The organism is Mycobacterium sp. DL440 (assembly GCF_011745145.1).
In the GTDB taxonomy this organism is placed as follows: domain Bacteria; phylum Actinomycetota; class Actinomycetes; order Mycobacteriales; family Mycobacteriaceae; genus Mycobacterium.
In genome coordinates, this window is the sequence record NZ_CP050191.1 from 156,774 (window position 1) to 178,022 (window position 21,249).

Sequence of the window (21,249 nt, forward strand, 5' to 3'; positions counted from 1 at the left end):
GTGCGTCGTGAGCTGTTTGGCCCAGCTCCAGGAGATGAGCCGGCCGGCAAGCCCGTTGATTGCGCCAACCTTGCCCTTCAATTTCAATCGAAGGAAGAATGTGAGGGGCAGTTCCATGATCGTGACACGGCGGAGGAGATACTCACCCGCTCCGATCCATTGCGCAGGTACGGCGTTGGCGTTCTCTATAGCGGCGGAACCCCTGATTCTGGGTCAGCAAGTGAGCCTCTCATCATCCCCGGGGTCTCGGCTAACGAGGGCGATATCGACCACCCCCCGCCAGAGGAGAAGGTCCGTGGCGGACACACGTATGCCGATTCCGACGACTTCGACCTATCTGATGCGAACCGGCGTCGTCCGTCCGCCATGGCGATCTCGTTCAAAGTCCGAGTGCCCGAAGGCAGCTCGTTGAAGGTACTTGTGACCGGCGCTTACTACGACAAAGTTTCAGTAACTGCGCCCGAAAAGCCTCCAATGAACTGGCATGTGCGACGCCCATTTGCAATCGAGGGGTCGGTCTCGGCAGATGCGCTGCTTCAGGATAAGAAGCGGACGGCCCCGACTATGACTCCCGTGGTTCTAGAACCGAAGATTCCGCCGCGGATTCAGCCGTCGGTGACAGCCTTTACCCGTACCGTCCCAAATGAATCGGACCCCGATCTGCGGCTCGTGACACTTGCGGTCGTTAACAACGTCCTGGGCACCGGGCCCAATTCTGCATTCTTCCAGGTGGCGTTCACAGCTACGGCGGAAAATGGCCTGCGGATCGAGCCCTATCCGGATATCGAGCAGGCCGATAGCGATATCGAAGAAAATTCCATTGCACTCCTCTACCGGTATCAGCGTACATTCGCGATCGGGCATGGCTGTGCAGCTGAGTGGGATTCCGTTGTCGACTCCGGCACCACTTCGCCGTTTGTTCAACGCGTCGCAGCAGAATCATTGCCTGCTTATGAGGTTGTCAGTCTGACCCCGGATGTCTATGACGATCGAAACGGCGCGCGCACGCCAGTCAGCGTCAGCATGGAAGAGCTCGCGGCGGGATCAGATACCGGACGGGAGCAGATCGAGACAGTGCTGTCGCTCTACCGGCAGTGGATCGTCGATCGTCGATCGTCGGTCACGGACCTTCCTGAGCGGTATCACGCCGCCGCAACGCGACATATGGATCTTTGCGATACAGCGCTCGATCGAATGGAAGAAGGCTGGCAGCTCGTAGGCTCCAACCCACTTGCAACTCGCGCATTCCGGCTAGCTAATCAGGCGATGCTCTACCAACAACTCAGATCGCGGTTGCCGCTCAGGGCCCTTATCTTCGGTAAGGACAAGGTGTACCGTCCGGAAGGCGCGCATCCCGACCCCCAGCCCGATGAAAGATCAGGACGCTGGCGCGCGTTTCAGATCGCTTTCGTCCTGGCGAGTCTGCCGGAGTTGATCGACCCAAGTCATCACCGTCGCACCCTCGTCGATCTGATTTTCTTCCCTACGGGCGGCGGAAAAACCGAGGCATATCTTGGTGCTTCGGCAATCTCGCTGCTCGCCAGGCGATTACGCGATAAGGCCGACGCGGGCACGGACACACTCATGCGGTACACCCTCCGCCTACTGACAGCGCAGCAGTTCATTCGCGCATCCTCACTGATTTGTGTCTTGGAGGATATGCGATCCAAACTTGAAAATGAGCTTGGGACAGCGCCTTTCGGGATCGGTGTATGGCTAGGCGGTGAGTCGACACCAAATAGATGGACTGCCGCCGACAAAAGTCTCAAGACGCTACAGCGCGACTACTACGCGCCAAACCAGTTCCTCCTCCTCAAATGCCCGTGGTGTGGCACCAAGATGGGGCCAGTCCGAAAGGCGAAAGGGCAAGACACTCCCGGTTACGTCAGGAGTGGGAACAAGATTGTCTTTCGCTGTATCGACGATCTCTGCCGATACGGTGGGGGCAAGAAGAGCCTGCCTGTGCACGTCGTCGACGAAGATATCTACGATACCCGGCCATCGATAGTGATTGGTACCGTCGATAAGTTCGCAACAATGGCGTGGCAGCCAGACGCTGGATCGCTCTTTGGTCTGAATAGCCATGGCGAAAGGGTTTTTTCCCCTCCTGGTTTGATTATCCAGGATGAGCTACACCTGATCTCGGGACCACTCGGCTCGATGGTAGGGCTGTACGAACCCGTCATCGACGATCTCACAACGGACCGGCGCGACGGAGTGACGCTGCCCGCAAAGATCATCGCGTCGACCGCTACGGCGCGACGATACGAAGACCAGATCATGGGATTGTTCGGCCGCAACGAAGTCGCATTGTTTCCGCCCCATGGACTGGAAGAGGGCCACTCATTCTTCGCCGAACCAGCAACACTGCCAGATGGCACACGTGCCCCAGGGCGCCGTTACGTCGGCGTAATGAGCTCATCACTGGGCTCCACGCAAACCGTCCAGGTTCGAGTTGCATGCGCCACTTTGCAAGCTGCGCAGACGATTCCAGATCCCGCGGATCGAGACGGTTACTGGACCAACCTCAACTTCCTGAATAGCCTGCGCGAGCTTGGTAATACGGTTTCGCTGCTGGCTTCAGATATTCCAGACTATTTAGTCGGAGTGCAGCGACGTGATGGGATCACACCACGCTGGCCCAGCAACACGATGGAGCTCACGTCTCGCCGGAGGAGTGATGAGATTCCGAAAGCGATTGAAGAGCTTGAGGTCACTCTCCCCAGTGCCGACTGCATTGATATCTGCCTTGCATCCAACATCATTGAGGTCGGCGTGGACATCGACCGCTTGGGGTTGATGACAATCGTCGGTCAACCCAAGACGACTGCGCAGTACATTCAAGTCAGTGGTCGCGTCGGACGCAACCCCAAGGCGCCTGGGCTTGTGCTAACCATCTACGGTGCCAACAAGCCCCGCGACCGAAGCCACTATGAACGCTTCCGCACATACCATCAACGCCTCTACGCTCAAGTCGAACCGACGTCGGTGACCTCGTTCGCTGAGCCGGTGCTTAAGCGAGCGCTACATGCAGCGGCAATCTCGCGGATGCGCCAGGTATCGCCGAACTTAACGCCAGACCCTTTCCCGCAGAAAGCCTTCGACGAAGCGATAGCCTTACTGAGGATGCGAGCCGAACTCGTTGATCCAGAGGAACTTCCGATATTCGATCACTGGGTTAAACAACGCTCAAGAGAGTGGCGAACTGGCGAGCGGACTGCTTGGGCCGCAACCAAGTACTTCAACGGTGACCCTCTTAACGGGCTCATGCGCCCAGCAGGCGAGCTAGCCGATCCCAACAACAAGACGGTGACCTGGGATACGCCGATGAGTATGCGCAGTGTGGACGCCGAATGCCAAGTGCGGGTTACGTACGCGTACATCGATGACAATCGAGAGGCGGTGCCTAACGATGACTAGCGGGAACATGAGGCGGGCTCAGCTCGTGACTCCATTCGGCGTGGGCGCAATGAGTGTCCTCGTCGACGGAACGTCCGTAATCACAGCCGGCCTTGACCATTGGTTTCCCCGCGACAACCAGGACCTCGTCCTTCAGGATTTCGTAGTCCACGACTGGCGGCTCGAATCGCGCCTGAAGGTCAAGGAATTCCGGTTGCCGCCCGACTACAGGCCTGGCTTTGGCGACGATCGACGCAATACTAAACTCTCGGTACCTGCCTTGCGCTTTCCCCGCTACGCATTCTGCATGTACTGCAAGAGACTGAAGACAGTACCGCTTAGTTTCCAAGATGCGGTGCGATGCGAAGACCCAGCCCATATCGGCGGTAAGGGCAAGGGGCCGAAGATGTCCCAGGTGCCGTTTGTCGCAATTTGCGAGGCTGGACACCTTGATGACTTTCCGTTTCGGGAGTGGGTGCATCGCACTGCAACTCCCAATTGCAGCGGTACGTTGCGGTTGGTGTCAACTGGGGCTGGAGGCCTGGAGGGCCAAGTAGTCCGTTGTGGCTACGATGCCAAGAACCAAAGGGACGAGCGGCAAGGCTGTGGCGCGACTCGCACGCTGATGGGAGTCACGATGGCTGGCCGCCGGGACAAAGATGGTAATGAGTCCACAGTTCTCACTCAGGAGCTCGATAAGAGTGCGCCGTATTTTTGCACCGGTGCACGCCCCTGGTTGCATGAATTGAGCGGGACCTGCGACCAGCCGGTACGAGGTGCGCTCCGTGCGGCAGGGAACGTCTACTTCCCGCGGGTGGAATCGTCAATCTTCCTGCCTCAGAAGATCGGTGCGGTTAGCGGTGCGATGCGGACGCTTCTTGAGCGCCCGGATGTGAGTCCCGTACTTGACGCCGTACATGCCTTCGTTGGTGCTGACGCCACAGCAGCGCAGATTCGTATGCAGTTGCCTGGCGAACTGTTCGACTCTCATTCCGACGCCGAACTGGTTGACGCCTATAGAGACCGGTACGGGATCGGGGAAGTGAACGCGACTGAAGGCGATGAAGACTCGGAAGATCTCGATATCTGGAGGTATCCCGAGTTCAAGATGATCCGCGAGACGCCTGACGACGACGCTCTTCGCGCGTCAGACCCGGGCGTTCCCCCGGACCTTCGTTCGCACGTCGAGCGTGTCCGCAGTGTGACGGTCCTGCAAGAAACTCGTGCCATGCGCGGGTTCACGCGCGGTCGCGACAGCGATCTCAAGGTTCCGGTCGGAAAGGCGCTCCTGCGTCGCCACCCCCTCGAACCGGATAGGGACTGGCTGCCGGCGTACGTAGTCAGGGGTGAAGGCATCTATCTCGAGCTGGACGCAGACAACCTCATTCGTTGGGAGTCCCGAGGGGATGTTCAGCAACGGGTTGATCAAATCGGAGCTCAATACGGGAAGGTGATATCTGACCGTGGAGGGCGACCCCGCGACATCAGCCCGCGCATGGTTATGCTGCATACGCTGGCTCACCTGCTAATTAACGAACTTGTCTTCACATGCGGCTACAGCTCGGCGTCACTTCGTGAACGCCTATATGTATCGCGCGACGCCCCACGCACGATGGCGGGGCTGCTGATCTACACGGCTGCTGGCGATTCTGAAGGCACAATGGGCGGGCTCGTTCGAATGGCTCGGAGAGATCATCTTCGGCCGATTTTCACTGCAGCGCTCAACGACGCACGTTGGTGTTCGACCGACCCAGTCTGTATGGACGCAGGCCAAAGGGGCCAGGGACCGGATTCATGCAACCTCGCCGCGTGCCATGGATGCTCACTGTTGCCCGAAACCAGTTGCGAGGAATTCAACCGGTTTCTGGATCGCGGGCTGGTTATTGGAACGTTTGATGATCCGACGCTCGGATACTTCTCGGACTTCAGCTAGCTGCGGGCGGCTGCCGCACGTGCCGAGAATCGCGAGTAGTCTTTGCCGGGCGTCGATTTGGGGATCGCGTGCAGTGGTGGGTTTGGACGCTGAGGAGGTGGTGAGTGCCCGTTGTTGAGTCCACCCGGTCTTAGAGTCGGGTTTGTTTGATCCGGATTCAGTTGATCTCGCAGGCCACCGGGGTGCGGGAGCACCTGCATGCCGCGGCGTACTCGGCGGGTGTTCGGCAGCCCGGTGCTGAGTGACGGTGTCGGTGGTTGTGCTCGTGCTTGAAGTCACCTCAGCCCAGCAGAGTTCGCCTGGGCGGAGCGGGGTTGGTTGGCGACAGGCTCCCCTCAAGGTCACCTATTCGGCCATTGACCATCAAGTTCGGCGAATCGTTTCCGCACCTGCCCCGCGTGCTTGGCGTTCACGGCTTGACGGCTCTCGGCTCCCGCTTCGCGACCCCCGGCAGATCATGCCGATGGCGCGCGGAAGAGGCGTTTACGACGGCGTCGCGGTAGTCCTTCATGGCTGTGCCAAATTCGAAGATCGCTGCGCTATCTAGCTGTGGTAGTCCAACGGTGTAGCGACTGCAGATTAGTTTTGCAGGGAGGCTGCCACACGTTAGTACGGCCTGGGTACCGGCAACCATCTTGTCGAGATAGTTGATCCTGTTGCGAAAGAACTTTTCATGAGGATCGAACATTGCCAATCGTTCAACCGGCAATACGTAGCCAGGTGGAGGTTCGTGCAGCTTTGACCACCCGTATTCGGCGTACGACTGCAACTGCGACGGCACCTGGGCTTCGCGAAAGAGTGCCATGCTCGTCCGCTGCAGTGTGCGCTGTACCTCCGACGACTGGCGGTCTGTGAGCGGAGACAACCACGACGGTAGCCAAATCAGGTTTGGCATGAACGAGTACAGCCACGGGTCTGCACCAGCAAGTGTTCTGTCGGGCATGTCCCGCCAGATATGGCAGGCGGTGAATCCGCGCCACGGCTTGCGATCGCGATAGGGATGGTCGAGCGGGGCTGACACTACGCACGTGAGCGGAAGCTTCTTGATGATCGAGTTGTCGTCCCGAAGGTAGCCGTCGTCGCGGGGCGCGCCCCACGACTCTGGACCTTGGTCGTATCTGCAGGAGCGGTCCCGGACACACCAAGGCACGATTACCGGTAACTGGCTGTAGCCCTGTGGTGACCACCAGATGCCGAGTTTCTCGATAAGCCTGTTGGTGATATCCATGAACTCGTGGCTGGGCGCTCCAGAGACGTCGCCGCCCTCCTGCATACCGCGGGCTAGGTAGGCATACAGCGCTTTGGATCGCGGTGCGTGTTCCGCGACAACACTGCTCTGGCTGAGCCGGTCGAGTTCATGCGCGATCTCGACTGACCCATCAATCCCCGTCACAGCCAGAATCGTAGGCTGTCGCTCCATGACAGCCGTCACGCCGTCGTCTCATCCTGTTCCCGTGGACGCGAGTGCACAGGTACAGAACGAAACAAACTCCTGGATCGGCGGTGGCCCCGATCGAATTCGAAGCACCGCACCGGCCAGTCAGGTCGCATGACCGGAACTGTCACCTGATCGTGCAGCAGACCCGAACTTGCCGAGGAGTTGTTGTTATTCCAAGAATCTGGATGTCACGCAAGCGGCTATCAGACCTCTGGGGGTCTGTTGGTGCTTGCCGGTTCTAAAGGTCGCTCTGCGCTCCGTCCGTCGGCTCGGGCCGGCCTCGCGGCGCATCGAGACGTCCTGCTACAGGAGGGCATTATCAAGATTGGGGGCGAGGAAATCGTTTTCCTGAAAGACCATCTGTTGTCCAGCCCGTCAGCCGCAGGTTCTGTGCTGGTTGGTGGCGATACCAACGGACGCGCCAACTGGCGTGATGGCCAGGGTCGATCCATAAACGATCTCGAACAAATGGCCCTGTCGGCGGCGGAAGAGACACACCTCAACGAATCTTCACAGTAGGATGCCGCGGCGCGCGCAGTCGGGGGTACGAAATACCGGTGCTTGACATCGATTTCAACCAACTGGCGAGGTGATCAGCGAGGTGATCGGCGGCGCTTTCCGGATCGGGCTCGTCGGTGTTCCAGTTGATGCCGCGGATATCCACTGGCCCGATGCCGACCCGCTCGCCGACTTCCTCACTGCTGAACCCGATGACGACTGCGGCATTGACTCCATACCCTGTCGCGAATGTCGTAATCTGATTCAGATCGGCACGACCGATTGATCCGTCAGGGGAGATTTTGTACTTGATATCTCCGACTGCGGCCGAGTCCCCAAACACCAGATCTGGGTTGAGTTTCCGCTTCCTGTCGCCGGTCACAACGATCCCTCGTTTGGTGATGTTCCAGTGCGTTCCTAGGCGCTGAGACAAGCTGTTTCGCACACCGGCCTCGACTGCGTCGGGCGTTCTACACAGGAATGTCCACATGCTGTGGGCACCTTGCTGTATCGCGACACTGCTTCCTTTTAGGATCAGAAGTGCTAAGGGGAGGGCATCCTTGTAGATGCGCGTGAGCGCGTCGAGGCGCACCATCGTGTCCCAATATTCGAGGTCACCGACGTCACTTAGCCGGTATTGAATCCGTCGGCATCGCGCGTGCAGGTCATCGGACAGGCCAGGCCACCCCTGCAGTCGAAGCGAGGCGGCTTTCAAGACCCGGTTCAAACTTGTGTCATCGCTTCGTAGGTCGTAGTCGCAGCGGATTACGGGTCGACCCACGAGAACCGAACGCGCGGTCTTCACTGTATGAATGCGTGCACGTGCGCATGCGAGATCTCCAGTAACACGGGTGTAGTCGCTTACCAAGCCATGCCGGAGCAGCTCTTCACAAGATTGAACAAACCACATTGCGATGACGTTGAAGAAGCTTGGATCGGAGCCGAGCTGAGTTCGCTCGAGCAGGTGGCGAGGGAATTGCTCTGATGCTGCGAACAGATACAACAGGTGCGCAAGCGCGATCTTGGGCTCGACGATGATCTGAGTGTGTTCAAGTCCGATCACACCGATTGCATCTGACACCCGAACCCGATATTCGGAGCCGGCGACCCCGTGGCAGCGCACTACGGTCCTCGGCGACTGTTCTTCGTTAGATTCGTCGCTGCCCCACCATCGCCTCTGCGATGCGAGCCTCTCGCCGATGTGCTGGAGGCTGGTTACTTCCTCGTTCGTCAGCATCACCGTTGTGTCGGATGACTCAGTGAGTCGCACGGTTCTCATGTCGCACGCTGGCTGGGCCACAGTTCATCGAACGAGAACTCATCGACCAATGCTGGTTGATCGAAGAAATACTCACTCAAGAGGGGAAGGATTTGGCGGTACCACGTACGGCGTAGATCGTTTGCGGTGTAGGTGCTGCGCATAAAGAAGCTGTGTCCGATAGTGTGGTGATCATCGATGTGGTCGCTTAACTTGTGATTTAGTATCTGAAAACCATCGACCAGATCGTCGACATCCGAAAGATTCTCTTCACGGTCGTAGTACCGTTCCAGGATCTCGGCGCGGGGTGCGCAGTCGAAAATATCGAAGCGCCGCCGCAACGCTGTGTCGACGCTACGGATGCTTCGGTCCGCGGTATTCATGGTGCCGATGATGTAGAGGTTGCTAGGCAACGAGAAACTCTCTCGATGAAGAAGCTGGATCTCTTTGCCGCGGTATTCCAAAAGGTATAGCAGTTCGCCGAACACGCTCGGTAGATTTGCCCGGTTGATCTCATCGATCACCAAGACGAAGCTTTGATCGGGAGCGCTACGTGCCCGGTCCGCCATCGTGATGAGCTTGCCCTCTACGACTTTGAAGGACACTTGCCCGTTCTCGGACACTGGACGGAGACCTTCCACGAAGTCCTCATACGCGAAGCTGGGATGAAACTGGATGACCTGTACAGCATCTGGCGTTCCGCCTGTCAGATACTTGGCTACTTTCTCGGCCACGTACGTCTTTCCAGTTCCGGGTGGGCCTGCCAAGATCACCTGCGGTCGACGGGTGCGCAATGTCTCGACGAGATCATCGACTTCATCTTTGTTCCAGTAGATCTCGCCGATTAGCCAGTCGTGGTCGAGCGCGCCTCCGGCACTATCGATGCCATCCGTGCGGTCCAAATGTTTCCGCAACATTTCCCACTGATGATTCGTGACCGCGAAATTTGTGCCGCTCGGCTGCTTGATGATTCGCAGCTCTTTCAAGATTGGATCGGTGACAAGATTCTCCCGCTTCACTGGGTGGTCGAGCAGACTGCGGTCGAGACGGTATCCGATCGCGAGGCTCTCGGCGGGGGCGCCGTCGGCCTCCCATTCTTCGCGTGGGCGAACGAAGCTATCTCCGACGACCGTGCCCGTCGCGTAGATGCCGGCGTCAGGACCGGACACCCACAGCAGGACAGTATCGCCATCGGCGACGTCATCGACATGCTGACGTAACAACCAACTGTCAGTGGTTCCTGGTCCGATGTCTGGCTTTTTGAGATACTCCCGCAGGTCATAGTATTTAGGGTTCGACTGAAATATCCACACCCTTCGCTCTCGCTGTTGGGGTTTCCTCCAACGCTTTTCGTACCGCGGATCACGATAGAAATCGATGGGCCCTGATGCCGCCTTCGTCAGTTGTGCATATATCCGGTGGAGATCGATGTCGACATCGTCTGTAGCGCCATCGGGAAGGCATTCGTCTGCGAACGCATCGCGAATCTGCTGGCGCTGGGTAGGGATGATTGTTGGAAGGTAGAACCATGGAAACGCCAAATAGAGAAGTGATTGGCGTTGGGCGGCCTCGGTGCCGCCGGGGGCATTGCGGACAAACTCCCGGAATGAAAGCGGGTCACTCAAAGCGGTACGGCGAGAGTCTTCGGACTGTCCACATGCGTAGTGGGCGAAGGTGATAAGCCACCGTAGCCGCGCGAACCGACCACTCTTGAATCCGATGCCACCCCGAAACATGCCGTGAGATAGCGCCGCATCGATATCAGCGGGCGTCGCTACAGGGGGATCAAGCTGCTCTATCGGGAGCTGGATCAGTTCGCGTTTCCGGACTGCGCCGTAGTCTCCGAGGGGTAACAGGTTGAGCAAGATCAGGTCGGCGAAAAGTAGACAGGCTTCTCGGGAGATCGTGCTGACTTGCTTGCGCAGCTTGTTGTCAAAGCTGTCGCTCGACGTGTCGGGGCTATCGACGTAGACCGCGATCAGCTCCTCCGCTGTGGGTACGGTCCAAACATGCTCGCTAGGGGAGAGTGCCGAACGGCCGTCGAGAATGCCGTCATTGATGATCCGTGGACCGAGGGTCTCGATGAACGGCGTACCTTCCCGCCCCATGCCGCTGTACGCCTTGGTGCCCAGGTCATTAATTGCCGACATTTTTGCTCCTTGTACTCCACGGACGACCCTATCCGAGGTGGCCCCCACACAGCGTCGGCTTGGGGATAGAGCGGGACCGCGATCTCGACCGCAGTTCAACCAATCGGACAAGTATGAGGTCAGGCACTGACAGAGGATTGTCGGACGCGCGCAGGTGCGGTCGGCCCTGCGACAGCACGTGAACCCGGAACTTCGCCTGATGCCAGGGTCGAAGCAGGAAACACAACCGTCACGGTTCTGTCGTCGCCCGGATCCACCCCGGCACGAAAGCGATGTCCAGCCGCGCACTCGACTTGTATCCGGACCACGTCGCGATCCCCGGCGGCTGGCTGGCATAGATCCCGCGGGCCGCTGCCACGACCCGGTTGTGCTCAGTGGGCCAACGGATTTCGTGGGCGATCTGCTCCAGCACCGCCCGATCGCGCGCCAGCACCTCGGTGACGATCTCGACCGCAGGCAGCGCGTGCCGCTTGTCGGTGTTGCAGCGCGAGCAGGCCAGCACCAGGTTGGCCAGCCCGTCGATACCGACCAGCGACCACGGCAGCACATGATCGATCGGGTTGTCCGCCGGCAGATGCGCGTTGCAGTAGAAGCAGTGCGGGGTGAACGCCTCTTTGAACGGTCCGCGCACGGCGGCCAGCGCGGTGCGGTCCCGGCCGAACAAATGGCCCGCGATATCCGGCACCTCGGCGGTGAGGAACTTGTTCATCCGTCGCACATCGTCGACCCACATGATCTCCAGGGCGGGTTTGAGCAGTCCGGCCAGCCGAGCCAGGCCGGTCGCAACCCCAGGCATCAACTGGATCGCGTTACCGTGTGCACGCAGCGTTCGGCGGGAGACGTTGGAATGCAGAAAGCTGTCGTCGTAGAGAAACGGCGCGCTGGTGTCGGCGCCGGGCAGGCGCTGCAGCCGGTACAATGGCTGTTGCGCCAGGCAAAGGCCGATGTCGTCGACGGACGCTTGGTAGATCTCCGGTGCCGTTGTCATCGCGACACTCAGCGATGAGCTGGCCCCCGCCGAGCGTAATACCCTGACGGCGCGAGGAATTCGTTCGCGTTCACCGGTGGACTGCCGAAGATCATGGCCCTCGAACGGGCGCACCTGGCGCCAGTACAGTTCCAGCACTCGGTGCGCGAGGTCGGAGATGGGCACCGTCAACGGATCCGACGGATGCTCCGGAAGGTTCTCGATACACTGGTCGATGAGCGCCACCAGGGTGGCCAGCTTGTACGTCGCCACCCGGGCACCGGTCTCGAGGATCGCCACCACGCGCTGACCGAGCAGCAGGGGATCGAAGGCGTCGGGCACGAATCCTTGTTACCACGGCGCGCGGGCATTCAGACGCGTGGACGCGATCGTCGAAACCGGACAACCCCGCCTAACTCCACATCTGCGGCCGGCGCGGCCGTTGGTAGTCGTCGCGCGCTTCGAGGAGGTTGCCGTCGTCGTCTTCGGCCCACCACCGCTCGAACGTGCCACCCCGCTGCGTGATCACTCGGTGCAGCTGCACGAGGACATATTCCTTGGTGCGGGCAACAGCCTCTTGAGGTGTCGCTCCGCGCTCATTGCCGTGCACCGCGAGGTCAACGGTCTCCATGTCGGAGCTCATGTAGAACGTCACGCGAACACGATGCGGTGCAGGGGTTTGCGATCCACAGATGATGCTCATCGGCCACTGGGTACGCGGTCCACATCTCGACATCGGCGCTGATCCTCTTTACTACTCGAACGAGGCAACAAGCCCCGAGTGGTCGGTCTCGCCGGCAATCCGCGGTGCATGGTCGAATTCGCACGACCTGACGCGTTGTGCGAAATCAGGCGTGGCATACACATGGTCGAGGCGAAACCCGTTATTGCCGGGGCGACTGAACCATGAGTACTCGCGCGCGGTCGGATGCAGCGACCGCCACACATCGGTGTACCCGGTGGCGATCAGGCGGCCGGGCATCTCCGGCCCGACGAAGTTGGTGCCCTTGGGATCTTTGTCGAGATCGTTGTTGCCCGTGTTGAAGTCGCCGATGAGCAGGTCGATGCCGCTGCGGCGGGCTCGGTCGATCAGCGCTTCCCAGTAGGGGAGTTTCGCCTGGGCCTGCGGCAGGTAGACACCGCAGATGATGGTCCCGTCGAACTCGGCGCACCACAGGTGCCGGGCGGGCAGATCCCGGGTGAACGGTGCCGCCCGGTCGATGGGGGTGCGGGAGGCGATGAGCACGCCGTTCTGCTTCGGATCGGCCACGGGATGGGTGGTCGTGTATCCAGCGTGTTCGAGTTGGGCGACCAGGGCAATGCCCGCGTCATTGGCCCGGAATTCGGTCACCACGAGCAGATCGGCGTCATAGCTGAGCAGCCGGGCCGTGAGTGCCTCACCGAACTTGCGGCCACCGTGGCGGATGTTCAGTGTGGCGATGCTGGTCGTCATGCCGATGTCCTCTCGCTCGGCATGGAATCTCCAGCGAGCCGAACAGTATGAACGGGGGCACCGACAACTCGGTCGAGCCCGGCTCGCGCACCGATGCCATGTCAGTGCCTGCCTCTACTGTCGCCCCAACGAAACCCGCGGGAGGTGAGAGATGGTTCAGGTGCCTCAGGCGCGACCCAGGCGCATCGACCTGGTGTACGCACACCCGCGCCCGGCCGAGTCGATTGCGATCGCGGTGTCCGAGATGGCGTTTGGGTACAGGTACGCCGCGGTCGGAGAGTCGTGGTCGTGCTCAGGAGTGGCGGCGGCACCCACCCCCGAGGTAGCCGTGCTGGACGCCATCGACGCGCTCCGTGCCGGGCGCCCGGGATCGGAGCGGATCCGATTCGTCGTGAACCTGACCAGCGGCAGCCCGCTGTGGCGCTATGCCGGTCAGATCTCGGATGCGGCAGGGGATTGGTGGATCGAGCGTCCCGACCATGCCGATCAATCACTGCTGGAAGCTGCCGCCGCCCGCGCACAGAAAGCCGGCTCGGGGCAGCCGGGTCCGCCGTCACCACGAGCGATCTATGGCGGGCCCGTCACCGTCGCCACCGACGGCTCGGTGCGCCAGCGGCACGCCGGGTTCGGCTGGCTCGCCTCGTCCGGAGACTACGGGGTGGCCGGGTACCGGTCGTCGTCGCGCCGGGTCGGTACTCAACCGGTGCTCGTTGCCGAGCTGCGTGCGATCGGCGCGGCCGTGTCCGCGTTGCCCCGCCACCACCTGACGGTGTTGTCCGACAGCCGGCTCGCCATCGCCATGGTGAACCGGTGGAAGCGCGGTGAGCCGGCCATGCCCGCCGATTACCCGGCGGAGATCCCTGATCGCGATCACTGCCTGCACGCCGCCCGGCGTCGCATCTATCTCGAGCGCAGCAGGTTCGAATTACGCTGGGTTCCCGGCCATTCCGGGGATCCGTTGAATGAAGGGGCCGATGCGTTGGCGCGGTTGGGTTCCCGGTATCGACGCGGGGATGCGGACCTGGACGACGACGAGTACCACCGCCGCGCCGCGGGCATCGCGCAGGCGTTCGCCGCGGAGTTCCGTCGGGCGGCCAGCGTGTCGGCGTAGCTGACACGCAAGCGCGCTCGCTCGATCCGACGCATACGGATGTCGGGAGCGATCGAGGGTGTCGACGCGCCCGGGTTACGTCATGCAACCGACGTTCATGAAAGCCCTGGACGCAAAGGGTCTGTGGCAACCCCTCGTGCTGGATGCACCCGACCTGCTACGCGCATTCATCCCATACGCCCACGCGCAGAGCGGGATTCGCGACGAGCTGACGGCGCGAACGATCGCTGCGATCGACGGCCTGAGGTCTCGCGACAAGCGGGAGATCCTGAGGCAGGCGGAGCGCTGGGATCTCGACGATGCGGGCTAGAAAGGATGACGCCCCGAGGTGCTAGCAAAATGCTAGCGCAGTGCAAGCAATATGCGTACGCTGGGACGGTGCGAACTCTGCATCTGCGTAACGTCCCCGACGAGGTCATGGATCGACTCGAACGGATGGCGCGCGCGGCGAGCACGTCGGTGACTGCCGTCGCGATCCGTGAACTCGATGCTGCGACTCGCCGAGTCGACAATGCTGCCTTGGTCGCCACGTTGCCGGATCTCGACATTCCTACAGAAACGATCGTCGAGCAGTTGGAATCCGAACGCAGGTGATTGTCCTCGACGCGTCGGCGGCAATCTCGGCGCTGTTGAATGATGGCCCGGCGCGGCGATTACTTGCTGTCGAAACAGTCCATGCGCCGCACCTGGTGGACGCGGAAGTCGTCAGCGTGCTGCGGCGGCAGGTCGCAGCCAACCTACTGCGGGCAGAGGATGCGCATCGGGCGCTCTATGTCTGGCGAAAGCTGGGGCTGATTCGTTACGCCGCTGCACCACTCCTGGAACGTGTCTGGGAACTGCGAGCCGCTGTAACGACATACGACGCAATGTATGTCGCGCTTGCCGAAAACCTAGATTGCGCCCTGGTCACGGCGGATGCCCGGTTGTCTGGGGCAAATGGACCTCGATGCACCTTCACTGTCGTGCCTCGGTGAGCTACGCAGTCACATAAGGCCGCGGATTGCTGCTGATACTGACAGTAATCCGACACGGAGAGCAGGCCGGCCGACCCGGAAGCACCGGGCGTCAGCACCGATACCGGGCTTCAGATCGACTTTGCCGCCGAAGCGCGCAGACCAGGCCCAGAAATCGTCTGTGTCCGCTTGTAGCGTGGCTCCATGTCGAAATCGAACCGCCCACGCCGCGCCACCAAGCATCGCAACGTGCGCCGGGAGGGCCGTTCGATGCACCATCAGCGGGCCGAGCCGGATCTGCTCGACGTAGTAGGCACGGCCATGGCCGATCCGGATCCGCTGCATCTGCTCAGCTATGTCAGCAGCTTGCTGACCGCAGTCGACCCGCGAGGCAGAAACCATCCATTCGCCCAAGCCGAGTCAGCTCCGGATGCGCCGACCCGCGAAGAGCTCGCCGCGACGTTCATCGACGTGCCGACACCGGAAACCACGGCACTGCTGGCGGTGATCGCCGCGCTGGCCGATCACGACCATCTCCTGCGTGCACGCATCCACCGTGAACTGGTCACCCGTCCCGCTGCTGGACCCCAGTGGCTGAGCGGGCTGGCCGAGACGTCGGCCACCCGGGCCGTGCGGATGGGTCACATCCTGGGCGACGGCGACAACATCATCATCGGGGTGCGGCTGGCGGACAGCCACGAGCTCACCCTCGTCGTCTACGTCGACCACAACATGGGCCAGCTGGTCAAGGATGCCTTCGTGCTGTCCGAGCCGATGGCCGACGTCCTCGCCCAGTACGAGCGCATCGCCGACGACCCGGACGTGATCTGGGAGGAACTCAGCCTGGCTGATGCGCGCGCGTGGCTCGACGAGGCGATCGAAATCGCCGTCATCACCTTCCCCCCGGTCGAAACCGAGACGTGGCCCGCGTGCCGCCCGCTGATCGAATGGGTCACCCGCGGATTGCCCGAAGGGGGATCTGGTTATCAACGGCCCGAATGGGATTCGGCGAAGACTGAGCAGCTCGCAGATCGGTTTTTCGCCTCGAAGTGGGGCCGCCCGCTCGATGACGACGATCATCGCGGACTGCTCGATTCGCTGCTCTGGTATGGCACCGACTACGGACCCGGTGACCCGCTGCGCTGGAGCGGTGTTCAGGTCGAGATCCTGTTCATGGATTGGCTGCCTCGCAAGATCGTCGCACCAGCCGACTATCTCGCCAACGCGCCGGAGCTATTACGGGCCTTTGTGTGCTTTGCGCACAACGAATCTGGGGTACGAGCGGAACTGACGGAGCAGACCTTGGCGGCGATCGATGCCTACGCTCCGCAATACCAGGAAGTGATCCGCTCACCCCGGCCACAGGGGCCGGCAGCGCTGCTCGGTGCGCTCGGCATGGATACAGCGCCGTCGGAGTTCGACGAGCCGCACTGGTCCGAGGAAATGGAGCTGGACAGCCTGGCGCAGGAGGTTGGCAGCCACGAGCAGTTGGACCGGCTCGACACCGTGCCGCTGCCCGACGAACCATTCGACTGGACGGGGATTCCTGACGACATCGCCGCGCGGGTAGCCGAAGTGCTCGAGCTGACCGACCGCTGCTGCGACGAGCTGCTCGATGATGTCGAATACCGAACGGTCGCCCGTCGCGTGCTCGCCCGCGTTGCCTCCGAAGGGCCTGCGGTGTTCAGGCGCAAAGCAGCGGCGGATACGGCGGCCGCAGCGGTGGTGTGGATCGCGGGTAAGGCGAACGGCCTTTTCGAGTGGACTTCCGATCTTCGGGCCGCCGACATCGTGAGGCACTTCGACATCAAAAGCAGCCCCTCGCAGCGCGGCGCCGTCATGCTGCGGGCCGGTGGCTTCCGGGACGAAACCTATGCCGTGGAACTCGGCTCACCCGACTATCTGATCGCCGATCGTCGGGAATGGATCATCGGGCGGCGTGACCACCTCCGTCAGCGGATCGCGTCGCATGACCTGGAGTAATCCAGATTCCAGTTCGACAAGGTAGTAAATGGGATTTCGCTGGTACTATGATCCCATGGAGGCTGTCATCGATTCCGGTGGCCGGATTGTGCTGCCGAAGCAGTTACGTGATGCATTGGGTCTGGCGCCAGGTACGACCGTCGACATTTCTGCTTACGGCGGCGGATTACACGTCATCCCCGGGGGGAGAACCGCGCGCCTCGAGCGGGATGAGAACGGGCGCCTGATCGCCCGGGCCGATACGGTCGTGACCGACGAGATGATGTTTGCGCTCATCGATTCGGGACGGCGTTGACGCCAGCGTCGCTCACAGCAGTCGACACGAGCGTCGGGGTGCCGCTCTTGGTGAGCTCGCACCGGCAACACGCTGCGGTCGCGGAGTGGGCGAAAGGGCGCACCCTCGGGCTCAGCGGGCATGCGCTGGCCGAAACGTACTCGGTGCTGACGCGCCTGCCGGGTGACGCTCGGGTGACTCCTGCCGACGCGCTGGCACTGATCGACGAGAACTTTCCAGAATCCTTTTCCCTCGGCGCACGTGCCGCACGAGTTGCGCACCGCGAGCTCGCCCGGCGGGGCATCGCCGGCGGGGCGACCTATGACGGACTCGTTGCGCTGGCCGCTCGTGAGCGTGGTGCCGTGCTGGTCACCCGGGATGCGCGTGCACGATCGACCTACGAAGTACTCGGGGTGCGCACCGAGGTGCTGGTAGACAACGCTGCACCATGACGGTCCGTCGCTGACGGCTGGGACGCCTATACCTCCGAAGAAGCGGGCAGCTCGCGCGCAGAAATCTTCCGCGTCCGCATGTACAGCCACAGCAGCACCGCCGCGAACCCGGCCACCCCGACCACCTCGGCGAAAGTCCCGTCGTTCCCGGGGAAGATCGCGAACGGATCATCGCTCCCAGTGCCGGCGACGAACCCGGCGAACACCACGCCGTAGAGGCTCTCACCGACGATCATACCGGTGGCCAGCAGCACGCCAAGTCGCTTCTTGCGGTCAACATCGCCACCCTTCCGGTCGGCCCACCGGTTGTAGAACCAACCCAGTAGCGAGCCGAGCGGGATGATCAGCGTCAGGCTCATCGGCAGGTACATGCCCATCCCGACCGCCAGCGGCGGCAGGCTGAACCGTGATGTGCGGGTGAGGATTTCGTCGACGATCACGATCACTACCCCGATCGCCGCACCCAGGCCGATCAGTGACCAGTCCAGGGATCCGCCGAACACCCCTTTGGCGAGCGAGGAGATCAACGCGGCCTGCGGTGCGGCCAGCGCGTGGTCGGTGGCCCCCGGTGCGCCGAGGAACCCGAAGGCCTGCTGCATCAGATCGAGCACCGGCGGAATGATCGCCGACCCGAACAGAACGCCAATCACCAAGGCCACCTGCTGTTTCCACGGTGTGGCGCCGACGAGCTGGCCGGTCTTGAGGTCCTGCAGGTTGTCGTTGGAGATGGTGGCCACCCCGAACGTGACGGCCGCGACGAACAGGGTGAAGGCCACCAGCGCGAGCGACTGGTCATCGTCGGCACGGCCGAACACCACCTTGATCACCAGTGCGGCGATCAGCACCGTCAGGATGCCCACCCCGGAGATCGGGCTGTTCGACGAGCCGATCAGGCCGGCCATGTAGCCGCACACCGCGGCGATGACCAGGCCGATGACGAAGATAAACACCAGGCTCGCCACGATGATCCCGGCCGAACTGCCCTGCAGTGCGGTGCCGCGACTGAAGCCCCACAGCAGCGCCGCGATCGGGACCAGCATCGCCACGATGACCCCCACCACGAGGGGGAACGGGATATCGCGTTGAGTGATGTCGACCAGTTGGCCGTCCCGCCGGTCTCGTGCCGAGGCCATCGCCTCGGTGATGCCCTTGATGATCGGGCGCAGGATCTTCAGCAGCGTCCACACCGCGGCCACCGCGATCGCCCCGGCGCCGATGAACCGCACCTCGTGCACGAACACGCCGTCGATGACGTCGGCCACGGACTCGTCGGTCCCGAACGTCCCGATGGTACGGATTGGCAGCAGCACCCCGAAGGAGATCACCAGCCCGACGAGCATCGCGATGCCCACAGTCATCCCGATCAGATGGCCCACCCCGATCAACGCCAGCGACAGGCTGGCGCCGAACATCGACCCACCGGCCCCGACGCGGAAGTACGCCGCCACATAGTTGGCGAGCACTTTCAGGTTGGCCAGCAGCCCGAATCCGGCCGATACCAGCGCGCCGAACGCGATCACCCGGATGCCGACGCGGTTCTCCTCGACGCCCTGCGTGCTGTCACCGACCTTGAGCACCTCGGCGGCGGCCACCCCTTCGGGATAGGGCAGATCCGAGCCGGTCACCAGGGCCCGGCGCAGCGGGATGGAGTACATCACGCCGAGGATGCCGCCGACCGCACACACGGCCGCCGTGATCCAGTACGGGAACCCGGTCCACCAGCCGATCATGATCAGCCCGGGCAGCACGAAGATGATCGCCGAGAGCGTGCCGGCCGCCGAGGCGACGGTCTGCACGATGTTGTTCTCCACGATGGAGTGGTTGGCGAAGTTGCGCAGGAGGGCCATCGAGATCACCGCCGCCGGGATGGCGGTGGCGAACGTCAGGCCGACCTTGAGACCGAGGTAGACGTTGGCGGCGGTGAACACCAGCGTGATCGCTCCGCCGAGCAGGATGCCGCGGACGGTGAGCTCGCGCAGCGTCGGCGTGGTGGGGTCTACCTGGCTTTCCGTGGCCAACGCGGCCTCCTCTCGGTTGCTGCCTCCCGGGCTGTCGCTGACGCGACGATTCGGTGGATACACGGTATGCATTGGTGCGCTATAGCGCGGGATGATCGACGCAGAGAACGCGGGCCGCACGGCAAAGCGGGCAGCCGAAACTCGTTCGCGGCAACCCAGCGTCTGGAGAGGTTGCGTGCCCGTTTCAGACGGTGCTGATGAGGCTGGAGGGCACATGAAATCAGGCATGTGCGGTGACATAGGTCCCTACATTGCCCGGAGGTGAATTCGATATCGGCACAGTCGATTTGCCGATTGGCCAACGTGAGCCGTTCCGCTTGTTCGACGTGGGCGTCAGTTCTGCCGTACGGTCGAAAATATGGCTGTGTACAACCTGGCTTTCGAATGGACCGATACCAATCGGCATTGGCTGATCGAGGCTCCCATTCGGGTTGTCGCGTACATCGTTGTCGCGTTAATCATTCGATTTTTGCTGCATCGCATGATCAACCGCGCGACCACCGGCAGGACCAAGAAATCCGTTAGCGGCGAACTCGAAGGGCAAGCGAAAAAACCTCCGTTGCTGCGGTATTTGCGGGACCGGGCCTCGGCGACGACCACCGCTATTCGCGCGGCCGAACGCCGTCAGCAGCGCGCACAGACCATCGGGTCGGTACTCAAATCCACCGTGTCGATTGTGCTGCTGGTCTGGGTCGTCTTGGCGCTCCTCAGCGTGCTCGGGGTGAACATTGCTCCGTTCATCGCGTCGGCCGGGGTGGTCGGCCTCGCGATCGGCTTCGGTGCCCAGAACCTGGTCCGCGACTTCGTCAGCGGCGTGTTCATGCTGCTGGAGGACCAATACGGCGTCGGCGACAACGTCGACCTGGGCGACGTGTCCGGGGAGGTGCAGAGTGTCGGGCTGCGGATCACCACGGTCCGCGACATCGACGGCACCCTCTGGTACGTCCGCAACGGTGAGATCGCCCGTGTCGGGAACATGAGCCAGGACTACGCCGTGGCCCGCGTCGAGGTGCCCGTCGCGCTGACCGCTGACGTGGACCGCGCCGAGCAGGTTGCCGTCGAAGCCGCCCACGAAGTGGTCGCCGATCCGTCGATGGCCGGCAAGGTCATCGGCGAACCCGAGATGCTCGGTGTGCAGTCGCTGTCGGCCGACCAGCTCACCTTGCGGATGACGCTGAAGACCCGGCCGAACGCGCAGTGGTCAGTGCAGCGCAAGCTCCGGCGGGAGATCCTGCGCGCCTACGACGAAAACGGCATTGATCTGCCCTACCCGCAGGGCCGTATTCACGCGGTCGTCGGTGGCCGCGACGCTGAGTGACGGCCGGCCTCGCCACGAGGTACCAATTTTGGTACTAAAGAAGG

At 61.9% G+C, this 21,249-nt stretch carries 18 protein-coding genes; 11 read left to right on the plus strand and 7 right to left on the minus strand.

What is annotated here, in order from left to right:
- Both HBE63_RS00720 and drmB read left to right on the plus strand, forming a co-directional pair.
- Positions 1 to 3,420 carry a helicase-related protein gene (locus HBE63_RS00720; protein WP_243858416.1) on the plus strand — a complete coding sequence of 1,140 codons (3,420 nt, stop codon included), beginning with the start codon at positions 1 to 3 and terminating at the stop codon, positions 3,418 to 3,420.
- A 49-nt stretch (positions 3,421 to 3,469) separates the two neighbouring features.
- Positions 3,470 to 5,332, plus strand: a complete 1,863-nt coding sequence (gene drmB / locus HBE63_RS00725; RefSeq protein ID WP_243858418.1) for a DUF1998 domain-containing protein — start codon at positions 3,470 to 3,472, stop codon at positions 5,330 to 5,332.
- A gap of 409 nt (positions 5,333 to 5,741) precedes the next feature.
- On the opposite strand, the gene HBE63_RS00730 is transcribed toward drmB, so the two are convergent.
- Positions 5,742 to 6,725: a hypothetical protein gene (locus HBE63_RS00730; protein ID WP_166902433.1), complete on the minus strand. Its 984-nt coding sequence runs from the start codon at positions 6,723 to 6,725 to the stop codon at positions 5,742 to 5,744.
- Between the two features lie 270 nt (positions 6,726 to 6,995).
- Between HBE63_RS00730 and HBE63_RS00735 the strand changes: the two genes are divergently transcribed.
- Positions 6,996 to 7,289: a DUF4357 domain-containing protein gene (locus HBE63_RS00735; RefSeq protein ID WP_243858420.1), complete on the plus strand. Its 294-nt coding sequence runs from the start codon at positions 6,996 to 6,998 to the stop codon at positions 7,287 to 7,289.
- Here HBE63_RS00735 and HBE63_RS00740 read toward each other — a convergent pair.
- From HBE63_RS00740 to HBE63_RS00760, 5 genes are all read right to left on the minus strand, one after another.
- A complete protein-coding gene (locus HBE63_RS00740; RefSeq protein ID WP_166902437.1) occupies positions 7,270 to 8,505 on the minus strand; it encodes an McrC family protein in 1,236 nt (411 codons plus the stop codon). The genes HBE63_RS00735 and HBE63_RS00740 overlap by 20 nt on opposite strands.
- A gap of 38 nt (positions 8,506 to 8,543) precedes the next feature.
- Positions 8,544 to 10,676: an AAA family ATPase gene (locus HBE63_RS00745; protein ID WP_166902439.1), complete on the minus strand. Its 2,133-nt coding sequence runs from the start codon at positions 10,674 to 10,676 to the stop codon at positions 8,544 to 8,546.
- Between the two features lie 229 nt (positions 10,677 to 10,905).
- Positions 10,906 to 11,985 (minus strand): HNH endonuclease, encoded by a 1,080-nt coding sequence (locus tag HBE63_RS00750; RefSeq protein ID WP_166902441.1) that lies wholly within the window; start codon positions 11,983 to 11,985, stop codon positions 10,906 to 10,908.
- Between the two features lie 70 nt (positions 11,986 to 12,055).
- Positions 12,056 to 12,298: a hypothetical protein gene (locus tag HBE63_RS00755; protein WP_166902443.1), complete on the minus strand. Its 243-nt coding sequence runs from the start codon at positions 12,296 to 12,298 to the stop codon at positions 12,056 to 12,058.
- A 99-nt stretch (positions 12,299 to 12,397) separates the two neighbouring features.
- A complete protein-coding gene (locus HBE63_RS00760; protein ID WP_166902445.1) occupies positions 12,398 to 13,096 on the minus strand; it encodes an endonuclease/exonuclease/phosphatase family protein in 699 nt (232 codons plus the stop codon).
- A gap of 160 nt (positions 13,097 to 13,256) precedes the next feature.
- Between HBE63_RS00760 and HBE63_RS00765 the strand changes: the two genes are divergently transcribed.
- The 7 genes from HBE63_RS00765 (at position 13,257) to HBE63_RS00795 (ending at position 17,869) form a co-directional block, all read left to right on the plus strand.
- Entirely contained in the window at positions 13,257 to 14,207 is a 951-nt protein-coding gene (locus tag HBE63_RS00765; protein ID WP_208301271.1) for a ribonuclease H family protein, read from the plus strand.
- Between the two features lie 82 nt (positions 14,208 to 14,289).
- A complete protein-coding gene (locus tag HBE63_RS00770) occupies positions 14,290 to 14,517 on the plus strand; it encodes a hypothetical protein (protein ID WP_166902183.1) in 228 nt (75 codons plus the stop codon).
- Positions 14,518 to 14,585: 68 nt separating this feature from the next.
- A complete protein-coding gene (locus HBE63_RS00775; RefSeq protein WP_163664374.1) occupies positions 14,586 to 14,801 on the plus strand; it encodes an antitoxin in 216 nt (71 codons plus the stop codon).
- The gene (locus HBE63_RS00780; RefSeq protein WP_166902449.1) at positions 14,798 to 15,181 is read left to right on the plus strand and encodes a type II toxin-antitoxin system VapC family toxin; all 384 of its coding nucleotides are present in this window, start codon (positions 14,798 to 14,800) and stop codon (positions 15,179 to 15,181) included. The genes HBE63_RS00775 and HBE63_RS00780 overlap by 4 nt, the downstream gene beginning before the upstream one ends.
- Positions 15,182 to 15,364: 183 nt before the next feature.
- Positions 15,365 to 17,143 carry a DUF6398 domain-containing protein gene (locus tag HBE63_RS00785; RefSeq protein ID WP_166902451.1) on the plus strand — a complete coding sequence of 593 codons (1,779 nt, stop codon included), beginning with the start codon at positions 15,365 to 15,367 and terminating at the stop codon, positions 17,141 to 17,143.
- Between the two features lie 55 nt (positions 17,144 to 17,198).
- A complete protein-coding gene (locus HBE63_RS00790; RefSeq protein ID WP_166902452.1) occupies positions 17,199 to 17,438 on the plus strand; it encodes an AbrB/MazE/SpoVT family DNA-binding domain-containing protein in 240 nt (79 codons plus the stop codon).
- Positions 17,435 to 17,869: a type II toxin-antitoxin system VapC family toxin gene (locus HBE63_RS00795; RefSeq protein ID WP_166902454.1), complete on the plus strand. Its 435-nt coding sequence runs from the start codon at positions 17,435 to 17,437 to the stop codon at positions 17,867 to 17,869. The genes HBE63_RS00790 and HBE63_RS00795 overlap by 4 nt, the downstream gene beginning before the upstream one ends.
- Positions 17,870 to 17,895: 26 nt before the next feature.
- On the opposite strand, the gene HBE63_RS00800 is transcribed toward HBE63_RS00795, so the two are convergent.
- A complete protein-coding gene (locus tag HBE63_RS00800) occupies positions 17,896 to 19,959 on the minus strand; it encodes an OPT family oligopeptide transporter (protein ID WP_208301272.1) in 2,064 nt (687 codons plus the stop codon).
- A 286-nt stretch (positions 19,960 to 20,245) separates the two neighbouring features.
- On the opposite strand from HBE63_RS00800, the gene HBE63_RS00805 reads away from it, so the two are divergent.
- The gene (locus HBE63_RS00805; RefSeq protein ID WP_166902458.1) at positions 20,246 to 21,205 is read left to right on the plus strand and encodes a mechanosensitive ion channel family protein; all 960 of its coding nucleotides are present in this window, start codon (positions 20,246 to 20,248) and stop codon (positions 21,203 to 21,205) included.
- Positions 21,206 to 21,249: the final 44 nt, after the last annotated feature.

Bases quoted from the DNA above. Each gene is read 5' to 3' on its own strand.
- drmB (WP_243858418.1), top strand. From the start codon at position 3,470: ATGAGTGTCCTCGTCGACGGAACGTCCGTAATCACAGCCGGCCTTGAC.
- HBE63_RS00740 (WP_166902437.1), bottom strand. From the start codon at position 8,505: ATGCTGACGAACGAGGAAGTAACCAGCCTCCAGCACATCGGCGAGAGG.
- HBE63_RS00745 (WP_166902439.1), bottom strand. From the start codon at position 10,676: ATGTCGGCAATTAATGACCTGGGCACCAAGGCGTACAGCGGCATGGGG.
- HBE63_RS00760 (WP_166902445.1), bottom strand. From the start codon at position 13,096: ATGACGACCAGCATCGCCACACTGAACATCCGCCACGGTGGCCGCAAG.
- HBE63_RS00770 (WP_166902183.1), top strand. From the start codon at position 14,290: ATGCAACCGACGTTCATGAAAGCCCTGGACGCAAAGGGTCTGTGGCAA.
- HBE63_RS00785 (WP_166902451.1), top strand. From the start codon at position 15,365: ATGTCGAAATCGAACCGCCCACGCCGCGCCACCAAGCATCGCAACGTG.
- HBE63_RS00790 (WP_166902452.1), top strand. From the start codon at position 17,199: ATGGAGGCTGTCATCGATTCCGGTGGCCGGATTGTGCTGCCGAAGCAG.
- HBE63_RS00800 (WP_208301272.1), bottom strand. From the start codon at position 19,959: ATGCATACCGTGTATCCACCGAATCGTCGCGTCAGCGACAGCCCGGGA.
- HBE63_RS00805 (WP_166902458.1), top strand. From the start codon at position 20,246: ATGGCTGTGTACAACCTGGCTTTCGAATGGACCGATACCAATCGGCAT.